This window comes from Comamonas sp. E6 (assembly GCF_001010305.1).
Lineage (GTDB): Bacteria > Pseudomonadota > Gammaproteobacteria > Burkholderiales > Burkholderiaceae_C > Comamonas > Comamonas thiooxydans.
Window position 1 is genome coordinate 39,758 of the sequence record NZ_BBXH01000024.1, and the last position, 18,671, is coordinate 58,428.

The 18,671-nt window shown below is 62.9% G+C and carries 18 protein-coding genes; 12 read left to right on the forward strand and 6 right to left on the reverse strand.

What is annotated here, in order from left to right; translation table 11 throughout:
- Positions 1-170: 170 nt before the first annotated feature.
- Positions 171-863: an alpha/beta hydrolase gene (locus CSE6_RS20195; RefSeq protein WP_059441300.1), complete on the forward strand. Its 693-nt coding sequence runs from the start codon at positions 171-173 to the stop codon at positions 861-863.
- Here CSE6_RS20195 and CSE6_RS20200 read toward each other — a convergent pair.
- The 3 genes from CSE6_RS20200 to CSE6_RS20210 all read right to left on the reverse strand — a co-directional run bounded on the left by CSE6_RS20200 (position 857) and on the right by CSE6_RS20210 (position 2,396).
- The gene (locus tag CSE6_RS20200; RefSeq protein WP_034359382.1) at positions 857-1,189 is read right to left on the reverse strand and encodes an SMR family transporter; all 333 of its coding nucleotides are present in this window, start codon (positions 1,187-1,189) and stop codon (positions 857-859) included. The genes CSE6_RS20195 and CSE6_RS20200 overlap by 7 nt on opposite strands.
- Positions 1,190-1,329: 140 nt before the next feature.
- Positions 1,330-2,136, reverse strand: coding sequence for a type I methionyl aminopeptidase (gene map / locus CSE6_RS20205; RefSeq protein WP_059441301.1), 807 nt, complete (start codon positions 2,134-2,136; stop codon positions 1,330-1,332).
- On the reverse strand, positions 2,133-2,396 hold the full coding sequence (locus tag CSE6_RS20210; protein ID WP_003063854.1) for a ParD-like family protein: 264 nt from the start codon (positions 2,394-2,396) through the stop codon (positions 2,133-2,135). Before CSE6_RS20210 ends, map begins: the two co-directional genes overlap by 4 nt.
- A 386-nt stretch (positions 2,397-2,782) precedes the next feature.
- Here CSE6_RS20210 and CSE6_RS20215 point away from each other — a divergent pair, with 386 nt between their 5' ends.
- Positions 2,783-4,162, forward strand: coding sequence for an NAD(P)/FAD-dependent oxidoreductase (locus CSE6_RS20215; protein WP_012839185.1), 1,380 nt, complete (start codon positions 2,783-2,785; stop codon positions 4,160-4,162).
- Position 4,163: 1 nt separating this feature from the next.
- Here CSE6_RS20215 and CSE6_RS20220 read toward each other — a convergent pair whose 3' ends face one another.
- The 3 genes from CSE6_RS20220 to CSE6_RS20230 all read right to left on the reverse strand — a co-directional run bounded on the left by CSE6_RS20220 (position 4,164) and on the right by CSE6_RS20230 (position 8,528).
- On the reverse strand, positions 4,164-5,834 hold the full coding sequence (locus CSE6_RS20220) for a phospholipase D family protein (protein ID WP_059441302.1): 1,671 nt from the start codon (positions 5,832-5,834) through the stop codon (positions 4,164-4,166).
- Between the two features lie 22 nt (positions 5,835-5,856).
- Positions 5,857-7,464, reverse strand: coding sequence for an alkaline phosphatase (locus CSE6_RS20225; protein WP_059441303.1), 1,608 nt, complete (start codon positions 7,462-7,464; stop codon positions 5,857-5,859).
- Positions 7,465-7,550: 86 nt separating this feature from the next.
- Positions 7,551-8,528 carry an NADPH:quinone oxidoreductase family protein gene (locus CSE6_RS20230; RefSeq protein WP_034405774.1) on the reverse strand — a complete coding sequence of 326 codons (978 nt, stop codon included), beginning with the start codon at positions 8,526-8,528 and terminating at the stop codon, positions 7,551-7,553.
- A gap of 123 nt (positions 8,529-8,651) precedes the next feature.
- On the opposite strand from CSE6_RS20230, the gene surE reads away from it, so the two are divergent.
- The 10 genes from surE (at position 8,652) to CSE6_RS20280 (ending at position 18,658) form a co-directional block, all read left to right on the forward strand.
- Positions 8,652-9,437: a 5'/3'-nucleotidase SurE gene (gene surE, locus CSE6_RS20235; protein ID WP_034359368.1), complete on the forward strand. Its 786-nt coding sequence runs from the start codon at positions 8,652-8,654 to the stop codon at positions 9,435-9,437.
- Complete coding sequence (locus CSE6_RS20240; RefSeq protein WP_034359483.1) at positions 9,434-10,219, forward strand: protein-L-isoaspartate(D-aspartate) O-methyltransferase; 786 nt, start codon at positions 9,434-9,436, stop codon at positions 10,217-10,219. The genes surE and CSE6_RS20240 overlap by 4 nt, the downstream gene beginning before the upstream one ends.
- Positions 10,220-10,232: 13 nt before the next feature.
- Entirely contained in the window at positions 10,233-11,093 is an 861-nt protein-coding gene (locus tag CSE6_RS20245; protein WP_034359366.1) for a peptidoglycan DD-metalloendopeptidase family protein, read from the forward strand.
- Between the two features lie 2 nt (positions 11,094-11,095).
- Positions 11,096-12,154 carry an RluA family pseudouridine synthase gene (locus tag CSE6_RS20250; protein WP_034378391.1) on the forward strand — a complete coding sequence of 353 codons (1,059 nt, stop codon included), beginning with the start codon at positions 11,096-11,098 and terminating at the stop codon, positions 12,152-12,154.
- Positions 12,155-12,253: 99 nt separating this feature from the next.
- Complete coding sequence (gene scpB, locus CSE6_RS20255) at positions 12,254-13,417, forward strand: SMC-Scp complex subunit ScpB (RefSeq protein ID WP_059441304.1); 1,164 nt, start codon at positions 12,254-12,256, stop codon at positions 13,415-13,417.
- Positions 13,414-15,003 carry a pseudouridine synthase gene (locus tag CSE6_RS20260; protein ID WP_059441305.1) on the forward strand — a complete coding sequence of 530 codons (1,590 nt, stop codon included), beginning with the start codon at positions 13,414-13,416 and terminating at the stop codon, positions 15,001-15,003. The genes scpB and CSE6_RS20260 overlap by 4 nt, the downstream gene beginning before the upstream one ends.
- 122 nt (positions 15,004-15,125) lie before the next feature.
- Entirely contained in the window at positions 15,126-15,551 is a 426-nt protein-coding gene (gene ndk, locus CSE6_RS20265) for a nucleoside-diphosphate kinase (RefSeq protein WP_003053316.1), read from the forward strand.
- Positions 15,552-15,683: 132 nt separating this feature from the next.
- A complete protein-coding gene (rlmN, locus tag CSE6_RS20270) occupies positions 15,684-16,805 on the forward strand; it encodes a 23S rRNA (adenine(2503)-C(2))-methyltransferase RlmN (RefSeq protein WP_034359357.1) in 1,122 nt (373 codons plus the stop codon).
- A gap of 25 nt (positions 16,806-16,830) precedes the next feature.
- Complete coding sequence (pilW, locus tag CSE6_RS20275; protein WP_224648526.1) at positions 16,831-17,682, forward strand: type IV pilus biogenesis/stability protein PilW; 852 nt, start codon at positions 16,831-16,833, stop codon at positions 17,680-17,682.
- Positions 17,675-18,658 carry a helix-turn-helix domain-containing protein gene (locus CSE6_RS20280; protein WP_059441306.1) on the forward strand — a complete coding sequence of 328 codons (984 nt, stop codon included), beginning with the start codon at positions 17,675-17,677 and terminating at the stop codon, positions 18,656-18,658. The genes pilW and CSE6_RS20280 overlap by 8 nt, the downstream gene beginning before the upstream one ends.
- Positions 18,659-18,671: the final 13 nt, after the last annotated feature.

Here is an 18,671-nt window from a genome sequence, read left to right on the forward strand (position 1 = left end):
TCAGGTCGGTCAACTGTATCAAAAGGCATGCGCGCACCCTGTCGGGCCGAGTGCGGATCGGTCAGCCAGCTGCGGGTCTGCGCTATATTGTTTTGATAGCTGCAGTCGCAGAATGCAAAAGCGCTGCAGCCTTTTCCCATCAAATTCCGTGCTGCCTTCGGGAGTTGTCCATGAGCACATTGCCTTTGACTTATCTGGAGCGGCCCGCGCAGCTGGACGCCGGCCGGCCTGCCTGGCTGCTGGTGCTCATGCATGGCGTGGGCAGCAATGAGCAGGACCTGTTCGGCCTGGCGCCCTATGTGCCGCCGCAATTTCATGTGCTCAGTCTGCGTGCGCCCTTTGCCATGGGCATGGGTGCTTATGCCTGGTTTCAGTTCACTGTGGATGCCGATGGTACGCGCCATATCAATGTGCCGCAGGAGCAGCAGGCGCGTATCTTGCTGCAGCAGACGGTGGAGCAGGCCGCGCAGCAACTGGACATTCCGCCCGAGCGGGTGGTGCTGGGGGGCTTCAGCCAGGGCGGCATCATGAGTCTGAGTCAGTTGCTGACCCAGCCCCAGACCTTGCGTGCCGCACTGGTCTGGCACAGCCGTCTATTGCCCGAGATCGCGTCGCTGCACGCGCCCGCTGCCGCATTCGAGGGCAAGTCGGCCTGGGTCAGCCACGGCACTTATGACAATGTGATTCCGCTGACCAGCGCCCATGCCGTGCGTGACCGCCTGGCCTCCTTGCCCTTGCAACTGAGCTATCACGAGTACCCGGGCGCCCATGAGATCCGGCCCGAGGAGCTGCGCGCCAGCATGCAGTGGTTGCAGGATCTGACGCAGTCAGTGGAGGACTTCGGGGGCGAGGGCGATCAGTGACCGGCGGTCTTTGAAAACAGGTTGATCACCAGCACGCCCCCCACAATCATGGCCATGCCGGCCAGAGCGGGGGCATCGAGCTTCTGGCCCTGCCAGAAGTAGGCAACGGCCGAGACCAGCACGATGCCCACGCCGGACCAGATTGCATAGGCCACGCCCGTGGGCACGGTACGCAGCGTCAGCGACAGCAGATAGAAAGAAATCGCATAGCCCACCAGGGAAACCGCGGTAGGGCCGAGCCTGGAGAAGCCTTCCGACCTGGCGAGGAAGGAGGTGGCAATCACCTCGCAGATGATGGCCAGACCCAGATACAGGTAATTTGTCATGCCGGGCACTGTAGTGCGGCTGGGGCCGGGCTGTTTCCAGGCTGGTTTCAAGACCCCGGACCGCTTCTGGCCGTTATTGCCAAAATCCAGCGGCTGTGCGCACATAGCCGAGGGCAATATGCACGGTTCGCCGCGCTTGATCAGATGGCAGGGTAGTCGCCTGTACCCTCGGGCCAGGGGGTCAGCACCTCAAATCCGGTCTCCGTCACCAGCACCATATGCTCCCACTGGGCGGAGAGCGACTTGTCATTGGTGATCACGGTCCAACCGTCCGCCAGTTCGCGCGTGGCGGCCTTGCCGGCGTTGAGCATGGGCTCGATGGTGAAGATCATGCCGGGCTGCAGCGTCAGGCCCTGACCGGGCGTGCCGTAGTGCAGCACCTGGGGCTCGTCGTGATAGACCTTGCCGATGCCATGGCCGCAGTACTCGCGCACGATGGAAAAGCGCTCGCGTTGGGCCACGGTCTGGATGGCATGCCCCACATCGCCTAGCGTGGCCCCGGGCTTGACGGAGCGGATGCCGGCCACCAGCGCTTCATAGGTGGTGTTGACCAGGCGCTTGGCCAGATTGCTGGGCTGGCCCACGTAGTACATGCGGCTGGTGTCGCCGATCCAGCCTTCGGGCGTGGTTACTGCGACGTCGACATTGATGATGTCGCCGTCCTTGAGGACCTGCTTGGTATCTGGGATGCCGTGGCAGACCACATGGTTGACCGAGGTGCACACGGTTTTGGGAAAACCATAGTAGCCCACATTGGTGGGCGTGCATTTCAGCTCGTTGACGATGTAGTCGTGGCAGATCTTGTCCAGTTCCTCTGTGCTTACGCCGGGCTGCACATGAGGGGTGAGCATGGACAGCACCTTGGCGGCCAGGCCGCCGGCCTTGCGCGAGAGGTAGATGTCGGTGGCGTCATGAATGGGTACGACTTTCTGTTTGCCGCGCTTCATTGCATGCCTCCTACCAGGCGCACCGGACGGGGGCGGCGCACGACTGTGTCGGCTTCATGAGCGCTGGCAGGCTGCAGCTCACGCTCGGCTTGCTGCAGCAGCAGGGCGCAGATGCCTTCGTAATTGAGCTGGGGGTGATGCTCGGCCAGCTGGCCTACACGCAGCCAGTGCTCGGCCTGGGCATTGATGGAGCGGCCGAGGGCCGCGCTGGAGACACGAATCTGGTCGTGCAACTGGTCTGAAATTTTGACGATTCCCATGGCCGAGCATCATAAGGTCTGTATACGTTTCGTATATTGACAAACGCAAATTGCATGGTTGAAGCAGCGGTTTTGCCGCTGCTTGACAAGCGCTGTTCGTCGAATGGGGTTTTAAGGCCACGTCGTACGACATGGCGCTCAAGAAGTTGATAGCGCGCCACGCTTGATTGCCATTGCTTGCAGCCAGGGTTATTCAGAAAATTGAAAGCTTTCAAGGCAGACCTTGCATTCGTGCAGCTCAAGTCTTATAAAAGATATATATCATCATTATTTGCCTTGTCCATATTGAGTTTCCTGCTATAAAAATTGAAGAACAATCAATGCGTGCCAGATATCTTGAGATGTTCTGGCGTCCGGTCACAACAGACGCAGAGTCAGGGTCGTTCATGGAAAACGCAGTCAATCAAGCAGAGCAGGGCGAGCAGCCCATCACCGAATCCCAGGAGCCGCAAGCTCGAAAGCCACAGCATCCACGCAATGGGCATGCGGCCCGCATCGTGGTCGTGGGCGGTGGTGTGGCGGGGTTGGAGGTGGCCACGGCCCTCGGCAAGCTCAAGAGTGAAAGCATTGACACGGTGACGCTGGTGGACAGCGACTCCGCCCATGTCTGGAAGCCCATGCTGCACACGATTGCAGCCGGCACTCGCGATCTGGCCCAGCAGCAGACCACTTATCTTGCTCAGGCCACCGATGCCGACTTTGCCTACCAGCCCGGCGAGATGTGCGGTCTGGACCGTGAGGCACGCGAGATTCTGCTGGCCCCCATTTATGCACCCGATGGCCGCGAGCTGGTGGCGGGTCGGCGTCTTGCCTATGACAAGCTGGTGATTGCGGTGGGCAGCGGTGCCAACGACTTCGGCACGCCCGGTGTGCATGAGCATTGCTTCATGATCGATTCGCGCCGCAAGGCCGATGCCTTCAACCAGGAAATTCGTTTGCGCATGGTGCGCTGCATGACCAGCGGCGAGCAACTGCAGGTGGCCATCGTGGGCGGCGGTGCCACCGGGGTGGAGCTGGCGGCGGAGCTGGTTCAGCTTGCAGAGAGTGCCACGGCCTACGGCGCCTTGGGCGAGGCCGCCAAGTTCCGCATCGTGCTGATCGAGGCCGGCTCGCGCCTGCTGCCCAGCTTTCCCGAGGAGATCTCCGAAGCCACGCGTGTGCGACTGCAGGCCCTGGGCGTTTCCGTGATCGTCGGCGGCCGCGTCAGCCGTGCGACCGAGCAAGGTTTCGAGCTGGCCAATGGCGAGCTGATTCCTGCCAGCCTGCGTGTCTGGGCGGCGGGGGTAAAGGCCCCGGAATTCTTAATGCAGCTGGGTTTGCAGACCACGCGCAGCAATCAGCTGCTGGTCAATGACGAGATGCAGACCAGCGACCCCGATATCTATGCCCTGGGCGACTGCGCCAGCTATACCCTGCCGGGCAAGCAGGAGGCTTTGCCTCCTACGGCCCAGGTGGCCCACCAGCAAGCCCGCTATCTGATCGAGACTCTGCCTCATGTGCTGGAGCGTCCCGGTGCCAAACCCGTAGGCTTTGCCTATCGTGACTTTGGAGCCCTGGTGTCGCTTGCGCATTACGACGCCTATGGCTCGCTGGGCAAGTTCGGCCTGTTCAACGGCGGCGTGATCCGCGGCCGCATGGCCATGCTCAGCCACATCATGCTGTACCGCTCGCACCAGGCGCGGCTTTACGGCTTCTGGCGCGGCGGCCTGCTGTGGCTGATCGACCTGATGAACGCGCGGCTGCGGCCCTCCATCCGCCTGGACTGAGTTACAAAAATCCTTCGATGGGCAGCCAGCTCAGCACCCGCACCATGAAGCGCTGCCACCAGTTGGTGCCGGGGTCGGCACTGAAGGTCTGGGCTTCATGGGGCGGCTGCGGACTCTGGCCCGTCCAGCTCAGCCTGCCCTGCGCGTCCAGTTGCACCTTGTAGGCCATGTACGGCAGATGCTGATCCAGCGAGGTGCTGACCTGCTGGCTCAAGGCCGGGTCTTTGATGACCAAGCCCATTTCGGTATTGAGCATGGCCGAGCGCGGATCGAAGTTGAAGGAGCCGACAAAGAGCTGCTTGCCGTCGACCGCGAAGGTCTTGGCATGTAGGCTGGCGCCCGAGCTGCCCGTTGTGGCGGAGCTGCCGCTCAGCGCTGCAGGTGACGGAGCTTCGCGCTTGGGAGTCTTTTCGGCAGGCTCGCTCCTTGGTGTCTTGTCCGGCTCGTTGGCTGCGGGCTGGTTGCGCAGATCGATCTGACGGCGCATCTCGTAGAGTTCCACGCCCATTTTCAGCAGCGGCTTGCGGTATTTCTCGTAGCCGGCATGCACCACGGCCACATCGGTCGCCTCCAGGCTATTGGTCAGAATGCGCACCCGCACACCTTGCCGGCGCAGATGGCCAAAGGCGTCGACTCCGGCCTGGGTGGGCACGAAATAGGGCGACACCACTTCCAGCAACTGCTGTGGCTGGCCAATCACAGGCTGGAGCTGGGACAGCAGCAAGTCCTCGGGTGCGGCTTCGCGCAGGACCTTGGCCGGGTCGTCGCTGACCAGGGTGGTCTCGGCCCATTGCAGCGGCAGTTGACCTGCCAGCAAATCGGTGCTGAAGCGGCTGCGGCTGACGGCCTTCACATAGGCCTGTGCTTCGGGGCGATTCACATCGGCGTGCAGGCTTGCATAGACCTTGTCCACGGCCTGCTGTGGCATGGCGGGCAGCAGGCTGGCTGCCGGGTAGGCGGAGGTGCTGTTCCAGTAACGGTCGAACTCCGCTGCCACCTCGCCCACCACCGAGCCTGTTGCCACCACATCGAGGTCGGCGAACAGCACGCCGTCGGATGCGGCAAAGTACTCGTCGCCGATATTGCGTCCGCCCACGATGGTGGCGGAGGAGTCGGCCGTGTAGCTCTTGTTGTGCATGCGCCGCTGGGTGCGTGCGAAGTCCGTCACATAGCCAATCGCCTTGGGCGTGCGCAGGGCGAAGGGGTTGAATAGCCGCACCTCGATTAGAGGGTGCTGGTCCAGGGCGGCCAGGGTGGCGTCCATGCCGCCGGTGCCGCCATCGTCCAAGAGCAGGCGCACGCGTACGCCGCGGTCTGCCGCAAGCAGCAACTCATCGAGCAGCAAATGGCCGGTGGTGTCGTTGCGCCAGATGTAGTACTGCACATCGAGAGTGCGCTGCGCGGCTCGGGCCAGCAGGGCGCGGGCGGCATAGGCGTCATGGGCGTCGGCCAGCATATGGATGCCGCTCTGCCCAGGATGTGCCTGCTGCAGCGGCGCCAGCGCCTGGCCGAGCCGGGTTTGCAGGGCCTGCTCGGCGCTCAGGGCCTCGCTGGCCATGCGATCCGGCAGGGGAGGCAGGCCGCAGCCTGTGAGCAGCCCCGCGATCAGAAGGGCGGCCGCCGTACCGCGCCACAGGGGAAGTTCGGGTCTCGAGGCCTGTGTGTTTTGCATGACCCGAGTATGCCGTAGCGCATCAGGCGATCTTTACAGGACCGGGGCGGCGATCTTCCACCACAAAGCGTGCCAGCGTATAGAGACTGCTGTCGGCCTGGAGCGGGTTGCTCACGGCGCGCAGCTCCGTAGTCATGGACTGTGGTGTGATCTCCACAAGGCTGTAGCCACGCTCCTCACAGCGTGCGAAAAGCACTTGAGGGTTGTGGGCCACGATGGCATCGACCCTGGCTTGTGTGGTGCCGCTGTGCGAGCTGATGGAGGTGCCGCAAAATTCGCTGGCAATCACCGGGTTGGCCCTGTCCGGGGTCTGATCGGCCTGGGCCGCAATGGCGCAGACATAGTTCTGGTGAATGTCCCCGCCGAGCAGCACGCTGTTGCGCGGTTGGCTTTCTGCAATCTGGCGCACCAGGCGCTGGCGTGCCTGAGGGTAGCCGTCCCAGCTGTCGGTCGACTGCCTGCCATTGGGATGCTTGCGGGCCGAGAACAAGGTGGTCTGCACCACGGCGCTCCAGCGGGCGGCGTCGACCCTCTCGCGTGCATCGCCCTGCAACTGCCGGGCCAGCCAGCGCTCCTGATCCCAACCCAGAAAGCTGCGCGCCGGATCTTGCAGGGCAGGGCATTCGGCAGGGTCCACGGTGCCGGTGCTGGCCTTTCCCTCGGGGCGGCAGGCCTGCAGATCGCGGTACTGGCGGCCGTCCAGCAGATGCAGCCTGGCGAGCTTGCCCCACTGCAGGCTGCGGTACAGCGCCAGTCCCTGAGAGTTGCGCTGCAATGCGCTGTTACGCAGCGGCATGTTTTCGTAGAAAGCCTGCCAGGCCGCCATGCGCCTAGCTAAAAAGTGAGCGCTGTCCCCGCGCCCGTACTGGGCTACATAGTCGTTTTCAACCTCGTGATCGTCCCAGATGACGGACCAGTTGCACACGGCATGGGCGGCCTGCAGATGGGCATCGCTTTTGTGCAGCGCATAGCGGTCGCGGTAGTCCTGCAAGGTCTGGGCGGTACGCAGTGGCTGCGGACGCGCCAGTCCATCAGGCTTCGCCGGTTGCGCATATTCATAGATGTAGTCGCCGAGAAACAGCACCAGATCGGGCGAGGCCTGCGCGGCATCGGCCCAGGCACTGTAGAAGCCATGTTCCCAGCGCTGGCAGGAGGCCACGGCCAGACGCAGCTTGCGTACATCTGCTCCGGGCGCCGGGGCGGTACGGCAGCGTGCGGTGGTGCTGAAGGCGTCGCCACAGCGGAAGCGGTAGAAATACCAGCGGTCCGGACTCAGGCCGTTGACCTGCACATGGACGGCATGGCCCCATTCGGCCCTGGCCTGAGTCTGCCCATGAGCCACGGGCTGGCGGAACTGGGCATCATGCGCCACTTCCCAATGCACGGTCTGTGCTGCCAGGTCTGGCGCGACCGCCGTACCAAGATAGGCCAGAGGCGCTGTGAGCCGTGTCCAGATCAGGATGTTGTCGGGTTCCGGGTCGCCGCTGGCCACTCCCAGGGTGAACGGGTTGTGGGCCAGTGATTCCGTGGCACGGGCCCAGGCGGGCAGGGCGCCCACGGCCGTGGCAAGGCTGGAGGCAATCAGAAAGCGCCGGCGATCCGGCGCGGGCGTGTGGGCAGGAGAAAACATGGCGATGCTGCGGTGTCGGGGTTTTGTAGCCAGTGGCTGGAAGTATCTCCCTGAGCCCACAGGCATCGCCGCGGTTTACCGCAGCTTTACGCGTTGACCAGCACCAGCTTGCCCTGTACCTGGCGCGAGCCCATGCGCTCATAGGCCGCGAACAGCTCGCTCATGGGCATGGTGCGGTCGATTACGGGCTTGATCCTGCCTTGCGCCCACCACTGTGCCAGCTCCTGCATCATGGCGGCATTGTTCTGCGACTCGCGCTTGGCGAAATCGCCCCAGAACACGCCGACCAGGGAAGCGCCCTTGAGCAGAGGCAGGTTCAGCGGCAGCGAGGGGATGGGGCCGGAGGCAAATCCTATGATTAGATAGCGGCCGCGCCAGGCAATGGAGCGGAAGGCAGGTTCGGCAAAATCGCCGCCTACGGGATCGTAGATCACGTCGGGCCCCTTGCCGTCTGTCGCTGCCTTGATGGCTTCACGCAGATCGCCCTGGCTGTAGTTGATGGTGAGGTCAGCGCCCTGGGCCTTGCACAGCGCACATTTCTCGTCGGTGGAGGCAGCGGCAATCACCCGGGCACCGGCCGCCTTGGCGATCTGTATGGCTGCCGTGCCAACGCCCCCAGCTGCGCCCAGCACGAGTACGGTCTCGCCGGCCTTGAGCTGACCGCGATCGATCAGCGCATGGTGGGAGGTGGCATAGGTCATGATGAAGGCGGCGGCATCGACAAAGGGGAAGTCGGCCGGCAGCGGCATGCACATGGCAGCGGGTGCCAGCGTATGCGTGGCGAACCCGCCCGTGCCCGAAAGACAGGCCACATGCTGGCCTGGCTTGAGATGTTTGACCCCTTCGCCCACGGCCTGCACCACGCCGGCATATTCCGAGCCCGGCACAAAGGGCAGGGGCGGCTTGATCTGGTATTTGTTCTGCACGATCAGCAGATCGGGAAAGTTCAGGCTGGCGGCCTTGACTTCCAGCAGCACCTGGCCGGGGCCGGGCTGTGGCGTGGGCTGCTCGGTCCATTTCAGGGTCTCGACGCCGGTGGGGGTGGTGCAAAGCCATGCGTGCATATCTTGTCTCCTGATCTTCTTGAGGTGAGATTGGGGGGAATCGGCTCGCAGATGATAGAAGTGTGGTGCGAATGCCGCGTGTCTCTGTCGTGACCTTGGAGCCGCCTACAATCCGCCTCATCCATGAAGATTCTTATTTGCAATGACGACGGCTTCCAGGCCCCAGGCATCGTGGCCCTGCACGATGCGCTGCGCACCGTGGCAGACGTCGAAGTGGTGGCGCCCGAGCACAACAACAGCGCCAAGTCCAATGCCTTGACGCTGAATGCACCGCTGTATGTGCATCAGGCCTATAACGGCTTTCGCTATGTGAACGGCACGCCAGCAGACTGCGTGCATATCGCGTTGACCGGCCTGCTTGGCTACCGGCCCGATCTGGTGGTCTCGGGCATCAACAACGGCGCCAATATGGGCGACGACACGATTTACTCGGGCACCGTGGGCGCGGCCATGGAAGGCTATCTGTTCGGCATTCCCTCGATTGCCTTCTCGCAGGTGGACAAGGGCTGGGCCGAGCTGGAAGCGGCAGCTGCCACCGCCCGTCAGATGGTTCAACAGATGCAGGCCCAGCAACTGATCGGTACTGCTCCCTGGCTGCTGAACGTGAATATTCCCAATATGCCGCTGCATGCACTCAAAAGCGTCAAGCTGTGTCGCCTGGGGCGCCGTCATGCGGCCGAGCAGGCCATTCAGCAGCAAAGCCCGCGTGGCGAGACCATGTACTGGATCGGCAGTGCCGGCGCAGCAAAGGACGACTCCGAAGGTACGGACTTCCATGCCACGGCCCACGGCCATGTCTCCATGACTCCGCTCAAGGTCGATTTGACCGATCATGAAAACCTCGGCTATTGGGCGCAGACGGCCAGCAAGCTGGCAGGTCCATCCAACACATCGGCGGCCGCATCGTGAGCGAGCGTCGTCCGCCTCAGGTCCCGGGCTGGATTGCACGCTCGGTGCAGACGGGCACCGGCGCGGCACGGCCGCCCGTTGCTCCCAAGCCCATCAATCCCTTGCGTGTGGCCGCCTCGCCGGTGGGCGTGGGGCTGGACTCATCCACGGTGCGTGCCCGCATGGCCCAGCGCATCGGTGCGGCCGGTGTCAGCAACCCTGCCGTGCTGCAGGCCATGGCCACGGTGGAACGTCACCGCTTTGTCGACAGCGCTCTGGTCAACCAGGCCTACGAAGACACCAGTCTGCCTATCGGCCTGGGCCAGACCATCTCCAAGCCCAGCATCGTGGCCCGCATGATCGAGCTGCTGCTCGACTCCGATGCGGCCCGAAACGGGCAAGGGCGCGTGCTGGAGATCGGTACGGGCTGCGGCTATCAGGCTGCAGTGCTGTCCATGCTCACCAAAGAGGTCTATTCGATAGAGCGGCTGCGCGGCCTGCATGAGAAAGCACGCAGCCATCTGCGCCCCATGCGCCTGTCGAATGTGCATCTGATTCTCGGAGACGGCATGGTAGGTTTTGCCAGTGGCGCGCCCTATGCGGGCATCATCTCCGCTGCCGGCGGTGACGTGGTGCCGCAAGAGTGGTGCGATCAGTTGGCGGTGGGCGGGCGTCTGGTGGCTCCGGTCGTGGTGGGTGCGGGTAAGCAGGCACTGCTGGTGATTGACAAGAGTTCACACGGTTTTACGCAGACAGTTTTGGAAGCAGTCAACTTTGTCCCTCTAAAATCGGGGATCGCCTAGAAGGGAATAGCTTATGTTGGTATCGCGAAGTCTTGGTGCATGGGGAACGGCCGTGCTGGCAGGTGTCATCCTGGCCGGTTGTGCTGCCCAGGCAAACAGGGCTCCTGTGGAGGATCGCGGACAGTCGGCCTCCTCGTCTTCAACTGTGGACGTCAAGTCGCTGCCCGGCGCTGAAAATGCCGGCAAGCCGGGTTACTACACGATCAAGCCTGGCGACACTCTGATCAGGATTGGTCTGGAGCACGGCCAGAGCTGGAAGGACATTGCTCGCTGGAGCAATCTGGACAATCCCAACGTGATTGAAGTCGGTCAGGTGGTGCGTGTGGTACCACCCGGACGCGAGGCGCCTGTCGCTTCGTCCGGTTCGGGCCGCGGTGTCGCGCCCGTGGTTGTGGGTGGTGGCAGCGCCGCAACGACGACCACACCCGTGACTCCCCCGGCTGCAACCGCAACGCCAGTGCCATCCACGCCTGCAACAAGCCCGGCGCCTGTTGCCAAGGGTGCCGATGATGTGAACTTCATCTGGCCTGCCAGCGGCTCGTTGATTGCCGGCTTCGACGAGCAGCGCAACAAGGGCTACGACATCAGCGGCAAGGCCGGCGATCCCGTGCTGGCTGCTGCCGATGGCCGTGTGGTGTATGCCGGTGCCGGCCTGCGTGGCTATGGCAATCTCATCATCCTCAAGCACAACAACACCTATCTGACCGCCTACGCCCACAACCAGTCTCTGCTGGTCAAGGAAGATCAGGCCGTGAAGAAGGGACAGAAGATTGCCGAGATGGGCAGCACCGATGCCGATCGCGTCAAGCTGCACTTCGAGGTGCGTCGCCAGGGCAAACCTGTCGATCCTTCGCGTTATCTGCCCTCGCGTTGAGCATGGCCTCACAACGCAAGCAAGCCGCACAAGCCCCTGCCCCGCAGGGGCTTGTGCCTTCTGACGCGGTCGAGCAGAGCTGGGACGAAGCAGCCGAAGACGCCATTGCCTCGGCCGAGGTCGAGAACCGCGAATTCACAGTCGCCGCCGAGCATCATGGTCAGCGTGTGGACAAGGTGCTGGCGCTGGGGGTGTCCGAGTTCTCGCGCAGCTATCTGCAGCAGTTGCTGGCCGACGGTGCGGTCACTCTCAACGGCAAGGTTCTGCTCAAGCCCTCGGTCAAGGTGGCCGTGGGCGACCGCCTGAGCGTGGAAATGCGGCCCACCCAGCAGAGCATGGCTTTCCAGCCCGAGACCATGGATCTGCAGGTAGTCTATGAGGACGAGGATCTGCTGGTCATCAACAAGCCTGCGGGTCTGGTGGTGCATCCAGCGCCCGGCAACTGGACGGGCACATTGCTCAACGGCCTGCTGGCGCGTGACGAAAAAGCGCGTCAGGTGCCGCGTGCCGGCATTGTTCACCGGCTGGACAAGGACACCAGCGGTTTGATGGTGGTGGCGCGCAATCGCAGCACCATGGATGCGCTCATCAAGATGATTGCCGCGCGCGATGTGAGTCGCCAGTATCTGGCGCTTGCCCACAAGCAATGGGGCAGCCGCAAGCGCCGCGAAGTCGATGCGCCGATCGGCCGCGATCCGCGCAACCGTCTGCGCATGGCGGTGGTGGATCTGAATCTGCATCCCGGCAAGCAGGCGCGTACCGACTTCGATCTGCTCGATGGCGATGCCGCGCACAGCCTGGTGCGCTGCACGCTGCACACCGGACGCACGCACCAGATCCGGGTGCACATGGCTTCGCTTGGTCATCCGCTGATAGCCGATACGCTGTATGGCGGCCAGCCCGAGGGCGGGCTGGAGCGCCAGGCACTGCATGCCTTCAGGCTGGCCTTTGAGCACCCTGTGACGAAAAAGCCGCTGGTCCACTATGCGCCGCTGCCACAAGACATGGCCGGTGCACTGGATTTATGGGGTCTGCGTTACAATCTGCCGGAAAGCCTCTGACCATCACTCGCATGGCATCTTTGGGGCGCTTTCCTCTCTTCTTAGAATCAGGCGTCCCACCGCAGTCGGTGCGACAGCCGCTCCCGAAACGCTGCGCCCATGAATACGGTAGATGCCAAGCGGGTTCTTGAAACAGCATTGATTTGTGCCCCGCAGCCTGTGACGCTGCGGGAATTGCGCTCACTTTTTGATGATGTGCTGGGCTCGGACACGGTTAAGGATTTGCTGCTGGACCTGCAAAAGGACTGGGCCCTCAAGGGCGTGGAACTGGTGCAGGTGGCTTCGGGCTGGCGTTTCCAGAGCCGGCCAGAGATGCGCGTCTATCTGGACAAGCTTCACCCCGAGAAGCCGCCCAAGTACACGCGGGCGACGCTGGAGACGCTGGCCATCATTGCCTACCGTCAGCCGGTCACGCGGGGTGATATCGAGGATATTCGCGGTGTGACCGTGAACAGCCTGATCATCAAGCAGCTGGAAGACCGAGGCTGGATCGAGGTCATCGGCCATCGTGAGACCGTGGGACGGCCCGCGCTGTTTGCCACCACGCGCCAGTTTCTCGATGATCTGGGTCTGCAGTCGCTGGATCAGCTGCCCATGCTGGAGGAAACCCAGGCCCAGCAAAGTCTGTTCAAGGCGCTGGATGGGGAGGAGGGCGACCAGACAGCAGCGCCGCAGGTCAGTGCAGAGGATGCCCAGCCCCAGGAGGGTGTGGAAGCCTCAGAGCCGGCCGAGGTCGCTGAGGATACGGATGTCGCTGCAGAGTCCGATGCTGCTGAGAGTGAAATCCTGGGTGCCCCGGACGAGGAAGGTGGCGCCGAGGAGCTGCTGGATACCGATGCCGACCCAGTGGCGCGAGCGCCTGCAGAGCTTGTGTCGGAGCTTCAGCCCGAGGCCGATGCGCCAGAGTTGGAGTCATATCCGGACCAGGCGCAGAGTGATATTGAGCAAGATGCTACTGAAGAGATAGCGATTGAGCTGCCGGATTCGGAGCCAGGGCCGACTGAGGGGCCGCCATCCGTGAGCAAGCCCAAAGCGGCCAGGACAGCCAAGGCAGCAGAGCCGGAGCCCAAACCGGCGGCCAAGAAAACAGGTCGAACCGAGTGGGTGGGCCTGAAGGCGTTTCTCGAGGATGACTACGGCAGCGATGACGACGAGGCCGAGGACGCAAAGACGAAAGCGCGGGCCGACGATGCCGTCGGGTCAACAGAACAAGGAATTGTGGAGGGTGACGATGGCGTCATCCCCGAAGGAAAACTGGAATGAACAACGAGACATCGAACCCGATGCCCGAGTCCGCAGCCGCTTCGCCCGAAGCCGAGCCGGTCAAGAAGACTCGCAAGCCCCGCGCAGCCAAGGCCGATGGGACCAAGGATGCCGCCGAGGCCAAGAAGCCTGCCGCACCGCGCAAGCGCGCCGGCGTCAAAAAGGACGCTGCTGGCGAGGCCAAGCCTGCGCGCAAGCGAGTGACCAAGCCGCGTGCCGAAGAAGCCGTGGTCGTCGAGGAGCCGGTTCAGCCCGTGGTCGAGCAGGAGCTGCAGTCCCAGGACCAAGACCAGGGTCATGACGCAGCAGATACCGTCGTTGCCGAAGTGGCTGTGCAGAGCGTTGCCGCTCCTCATGGGTCCAAGGGGCGCAAGGGTCAGAACATCGACTTTGCCGATGTGATCTCGGGCGACTTCGACGACGAGGAAGAGAACGGCAGCGCCATGCCCGCCAAGCGCGTGCTTGCGCCCCAGGTCGATTCTCCCAAGCTGCACAAGGTGCTGGCCCAGGCCGGCATGGGGTCGCGCCTGGAGATGGAGCAACTGATACTGGAAGGGCGCATCTCGGTCAACAACGAGCCTGCCCACGTCGGCCAGCGCATTCAGTTCGGCGATATCGTCAAGGTCAACGGCCAGCCCATCCGCTTCCGTATCGACCCGCCGCCCGCGCGCGTGATTGCCTATCACAAGCCCGTGGGCGAAGTGGTGACGCATGACGATCCGCAAAACCGCCCCACGGTGTTCCGCAAGCTGCCCAAGCTGCAGCATGGCAAGTGGCAGTCGGTGGGTCGCCTGGACCTGAATACCGAAGGTCTGCTGCTGTTCACCAGCTCGGGCGAGCTGGCGAACTCGCTGATGCACCCCCGCTTCGGCCTGGAGCGTGAATACGCGGCCCGCGTGCTGGGCGCGCTGAGCAAGGAAGAAAAGCAGCGCTTGCTGGACGGCGTGCAGCTTGAAGACGGCGAAGCCAGCTTTGGTGCCGTGGAAGATGGCGGCGGCGAAGGCGCCAACTGCTGGTACCGCGTGACCATCTCCGAAGGCCGCAACCGCGAAGTGCGACGCATGTTCGAGGCCGTGGGTCATGCCGTCAGCCGTCTGATCCGCATTCGCTACGGCGCCATGATGCTGCCGCGCGGCCTCAAGCGCGGCGCCTGGGTGGAGCTCGATCAGGCCGATATCCAGGCGCTGATGTCGGCAGCCGGCGTCAAGGAGCGCGCTCCCGTCGAGCGCAACAACGGCGGTGCCCGTGGCGCCAACAACCGTGGCGGTCGTAACAACCGCAGTGGCGGCCGCGGCAATGGCATGAACGCCGATCGCGCCCCTCAGGGCCGTCGTGAAGGCGGCGGTCAGCGCCGAGGCGAGTGGGACGGCAATCGTCCGGCACCCAGCGGCATGCTGGGCGACAACCCGCGCAACAAGTCCGGCGGTCGCTCCGGTGGCTCGGGGCGCTCGCAGGGAGGCGGTCAGCCCGATCCCATGCGCACTTCGGTGGGTTATATCGGCAGCGACAGCCTGTCGCGGGCCCGTCAGAACGCCAAGCGTCGCCCTGGTGGCGGCGGTGGTGGTGGCCGCCGCGGCGGCCGCTAAAAAGGCGTCCGTAAGGATTTGAGTGCTGCCCGGACTTCAAGGTCTATGGCGGCACCGTTAAAATCAACTGTTTTGCTTTTTCGGCAAAAACCCATAGTAACCCTGATTAGGAAATAATCATCATGGCTATCGAACGTACCCTCTCCATCATCAAGCCCGACGCAGTTGCCAAGAACGTGATCGGCCAAATCTACGCCCGCTTCGAAGCTGCCGGCCTGAAGATCGTGGCTGCCAAGCTGGTGCACCTGTCGCGCGGCGAAGCCGAGCAGTTCTACGCTGTGCACGCTGCCCGTCCTTTCTTCAAGGATCTGGTGGACTTCATGGTCTCCGGCCCCGTGATGATTCAAGCTCTGGAAGGCGAGAACGCCATCCTGAAGAACCGTGAACTGATGGGCGCCACCGACCCCAAGAAGGCCGAAAAGGGCACCATCCGCGCCGACTTCGCTGACAGCATCGATGCCAACGCCGTGCACGGCTCCGACGCTGCTGAAACTGCTGCTGTGGAAGTTGCCTTCTTCTTCCCCGGCATGAACGTGTACTCGCGTTAATCCACGCTAGCTTTACAGCATGCTCTCGCTGACGCCAGCGCTTTGCATTCGTGCAAAGCGGGTGTCAGCACTTGAAGATGCTGGCCACGGCGTGGCAAACACCGTTCGCAAGACGCCTCGCCACATGCCGATATGACTACTAATTTGCTTGATTTTGACCTCGAAGGACTGACCGCTTATTGCGAGCAGCTCGGGGAGAAGCGTTTCCGTGCGACGCAGCTGTTCCGCTGGATTCACCAGCGTGGCGCATCCGATTTCGACCAGATGACAGATCTGGCCAAGTCTTTGCGCGAAAAGCTCAAAAGCCGGGCCCACATTACCGCTTTGCCTGTGGTGACGGAGCATGTCTCTGCCGATGGCACCGTGAAGTGGCTGTTCGATGTGGGTGACGGCAATGCCGTTGAATCCGTTTTCATTCCTGAGGACGACCGCGGCACGCTGTGTGTCTCGTCCCAGGCCGGTTGCGCCGTGGGCTGCCGCTTTTGCTCGACGGGGCATCAGGGCTTCAGTCGCAACCTCAATACCGGCGAAATCCTTGCCCAGCTCTGGTATGCCGAGCATTCGCTGCGCAAGCGTTTCGGCACCGAAGATCGCATCATCTCCAACGTGGTGATGATGGGCATGGGCGAGCCTTTGCAGAACTACAGTGCGCTGGTGCCTGCCTTGCGCGTGATGCTGGACGACCATGGCTACGGCCTGTCGCGTCGTCGCGTGACGGTGTCCACCTCGGGCGTGGTGCCCATGATGGATCGTCTGTCGCAGGACTGCGCGGTGGCGCTTGCTGTGTCGCTGCACGCGCCCAATGATCCGCTGCGTGACAACCTGGTGCCGCTGAACAGGAAGTACCCGATTGCCGAGCTGCTGGACGCCTGCGAGCGCTATCTGGAGTTCGCGCCGCGTGACTTCATCACCTTTGAATATTGCATGCTCGACGGCGTTAACGATCAGCCTGAGCATGCGCGCCAGCTGATAGAGTTGGTGCGCGCGCGCGGCGATGGCAAGAGCTGGTGCAAGTTCAATCTGATCCCGTTCAATCCCTTCCCCGCTTCGGGTCTGCTGCGCTCGCCTTCGGCCCGTGTGACCGAGTTCGCTACGTTGCTGAGCAATGCCGGCATCGTGACCACGGTGCGCAAGACCCGCGGTGACGATATCGATGCGGCCTGTGGCCAGCTCGCGGGCGATGTGAAGGACAGAACTCGCGCTGCCGAGCGCATGGCCAAGCAGCGTACTATCCCGCTCAAGCAGGTGTCTTGACGGAGTTTTGAATAAAGGACAATCAATGAGGGCAGTGGTACAGCGACCGGTTTGGCAACATTGGGGCTTGTTGGCCCGGTGGGGGGTACCGGTTGCGGTCGCGGCACTTGTGGGTTGTACTTCGACAACGACCACCACCACTTCCTCTACGTCCGTGCCCCAGACTTCCGTGGTTGGCACGGCCGGGACCCAGGTCGCCGATGCCAATCGCCGTGCCCAGATTCGCCTGGAATTGGCTGCCAATTACTTTCAGGCCGGGCGCCTGGATGTGGCCATGGACGAGGTAGGGCAGGCCTTGGCTGCCAAGCCCGATTACGCCGATGCATACGGCCTGCTGGGCCTGATCCTCATGCAGAACCAGGACTGGACACAGGCGGAGATCGCCATGCGCAAGGCCGTGGATCTCAATCCGCGCGACGGCAACCAGATTCACAATTACGGCTGGATGCAATGCCAGCAAAAGCATTTCGACGTAGCCCAGCAGTGGTTTGATAGAGCCTTGCAGGCTCCGGGCTACCGTGAACAGCCCAGGACCCTGCTGGCCAAGGGCATGTGCTACCAGCAGGCGGGACAGTTGGAGCAGGCCTACCAGAACATGTTTCGTGCCTACGAGATGGATGTGGGCAACCCCGCCGCAGGCTACAACCTGGCAAATGTGCTTTGGCTCAAAGGTGATCTGAAGAAGGCGCAGTTCTACATCCGGCGCTTGAATAACAATAGCAATCAGGCCAGTGCGGAAAGCCTCTGGCTGGGGATCAAAATAGACAGGGCATTGCACGACGACATTGGAGTGCGTCAACAGGCCGATCAGTTGCGCGAGCGTTTTCCTCAATCGCGTCAGTGGCTGGCCTATGAACGTGGAGCTTTCAATGAATGAGGCTGCGGTGGAAGAGGAAACTATGCAAAGCGAAGAGCAGGTGCCAACTCAGGGTCAGGCCACGGCCGGAGTCTTGTTGCGTCAGGCACGGGAAGCAGCCCGGATGCAGTTGCCCGTGATGGCTGCGACATTGAAGGTGCCACAGCACAAGCTGGAGGCGCTGGAGGCCGATGACTATGCGGCCTTTCCCGATCATGTGTTCATGCGTGCCCTGGCCATGGGAATGTGCCGGACCTTGCATATCGATGCCGAATCGGTGCTGGCCAAGCTGCCACGCAGCGAGATCAAAAGCCTTGCCAATGCGGGTCCAGGCATCAACGAGACCGTCAAGGTGCGCAGCAGCTTCAAGGTCACGGGTACACCGCTGGACTCCGGCAACAGCAGCTCTCGCAAGATTGCGGCAGGCGTGCTGATTCTGCTGGCTGCTGCCGCTGCCGTGTACTTTGTGCCATTCCAGCAGATGGTGGACGGCCCCGATGGGGCAGGCGTGCCAGTGCCGGCTCAGGCCCAGTCCGGCCAGACGCCAGTGGTGAGCGCGCCGGCGGCAGAACCGCTTGCCCAGGCCGAGGGCGGCGCACAGGGCAGTTCTGCCACACCCGCGGCGGCAGTGACAGAACCTGTGTCGGTTGCTGCTGCCAGCATGCCAGGCGACGGAACTGCAGCAAGCGCTCCCGCATCTGCGACAGCTGCCCAAACCGCAGCCCCGGCAGCCGATGCGGCTGTGCCTATGACCGGCGCTGCCGGCCTGCTGGTGCTGAAGGTGAATACCGGCCAGTCCTGGGTCAAGGTCAGGGACGGAGCCGGCAAGGTGGTGCTGGAAAAGACCCTGTCCAAGGATGAATCTGCGACTGCCGAAGGCCAGTTGCCCCTGTCGGTGATTGTGGGCAATGCCAAGGGCACGCAGGTGACGGTACGTGGCGAACCCTTCGATATCTCGAGCACACGCGACAATGTGGCTCGCTTCGAGGTGAAGTAACCGTTCGAGGTAA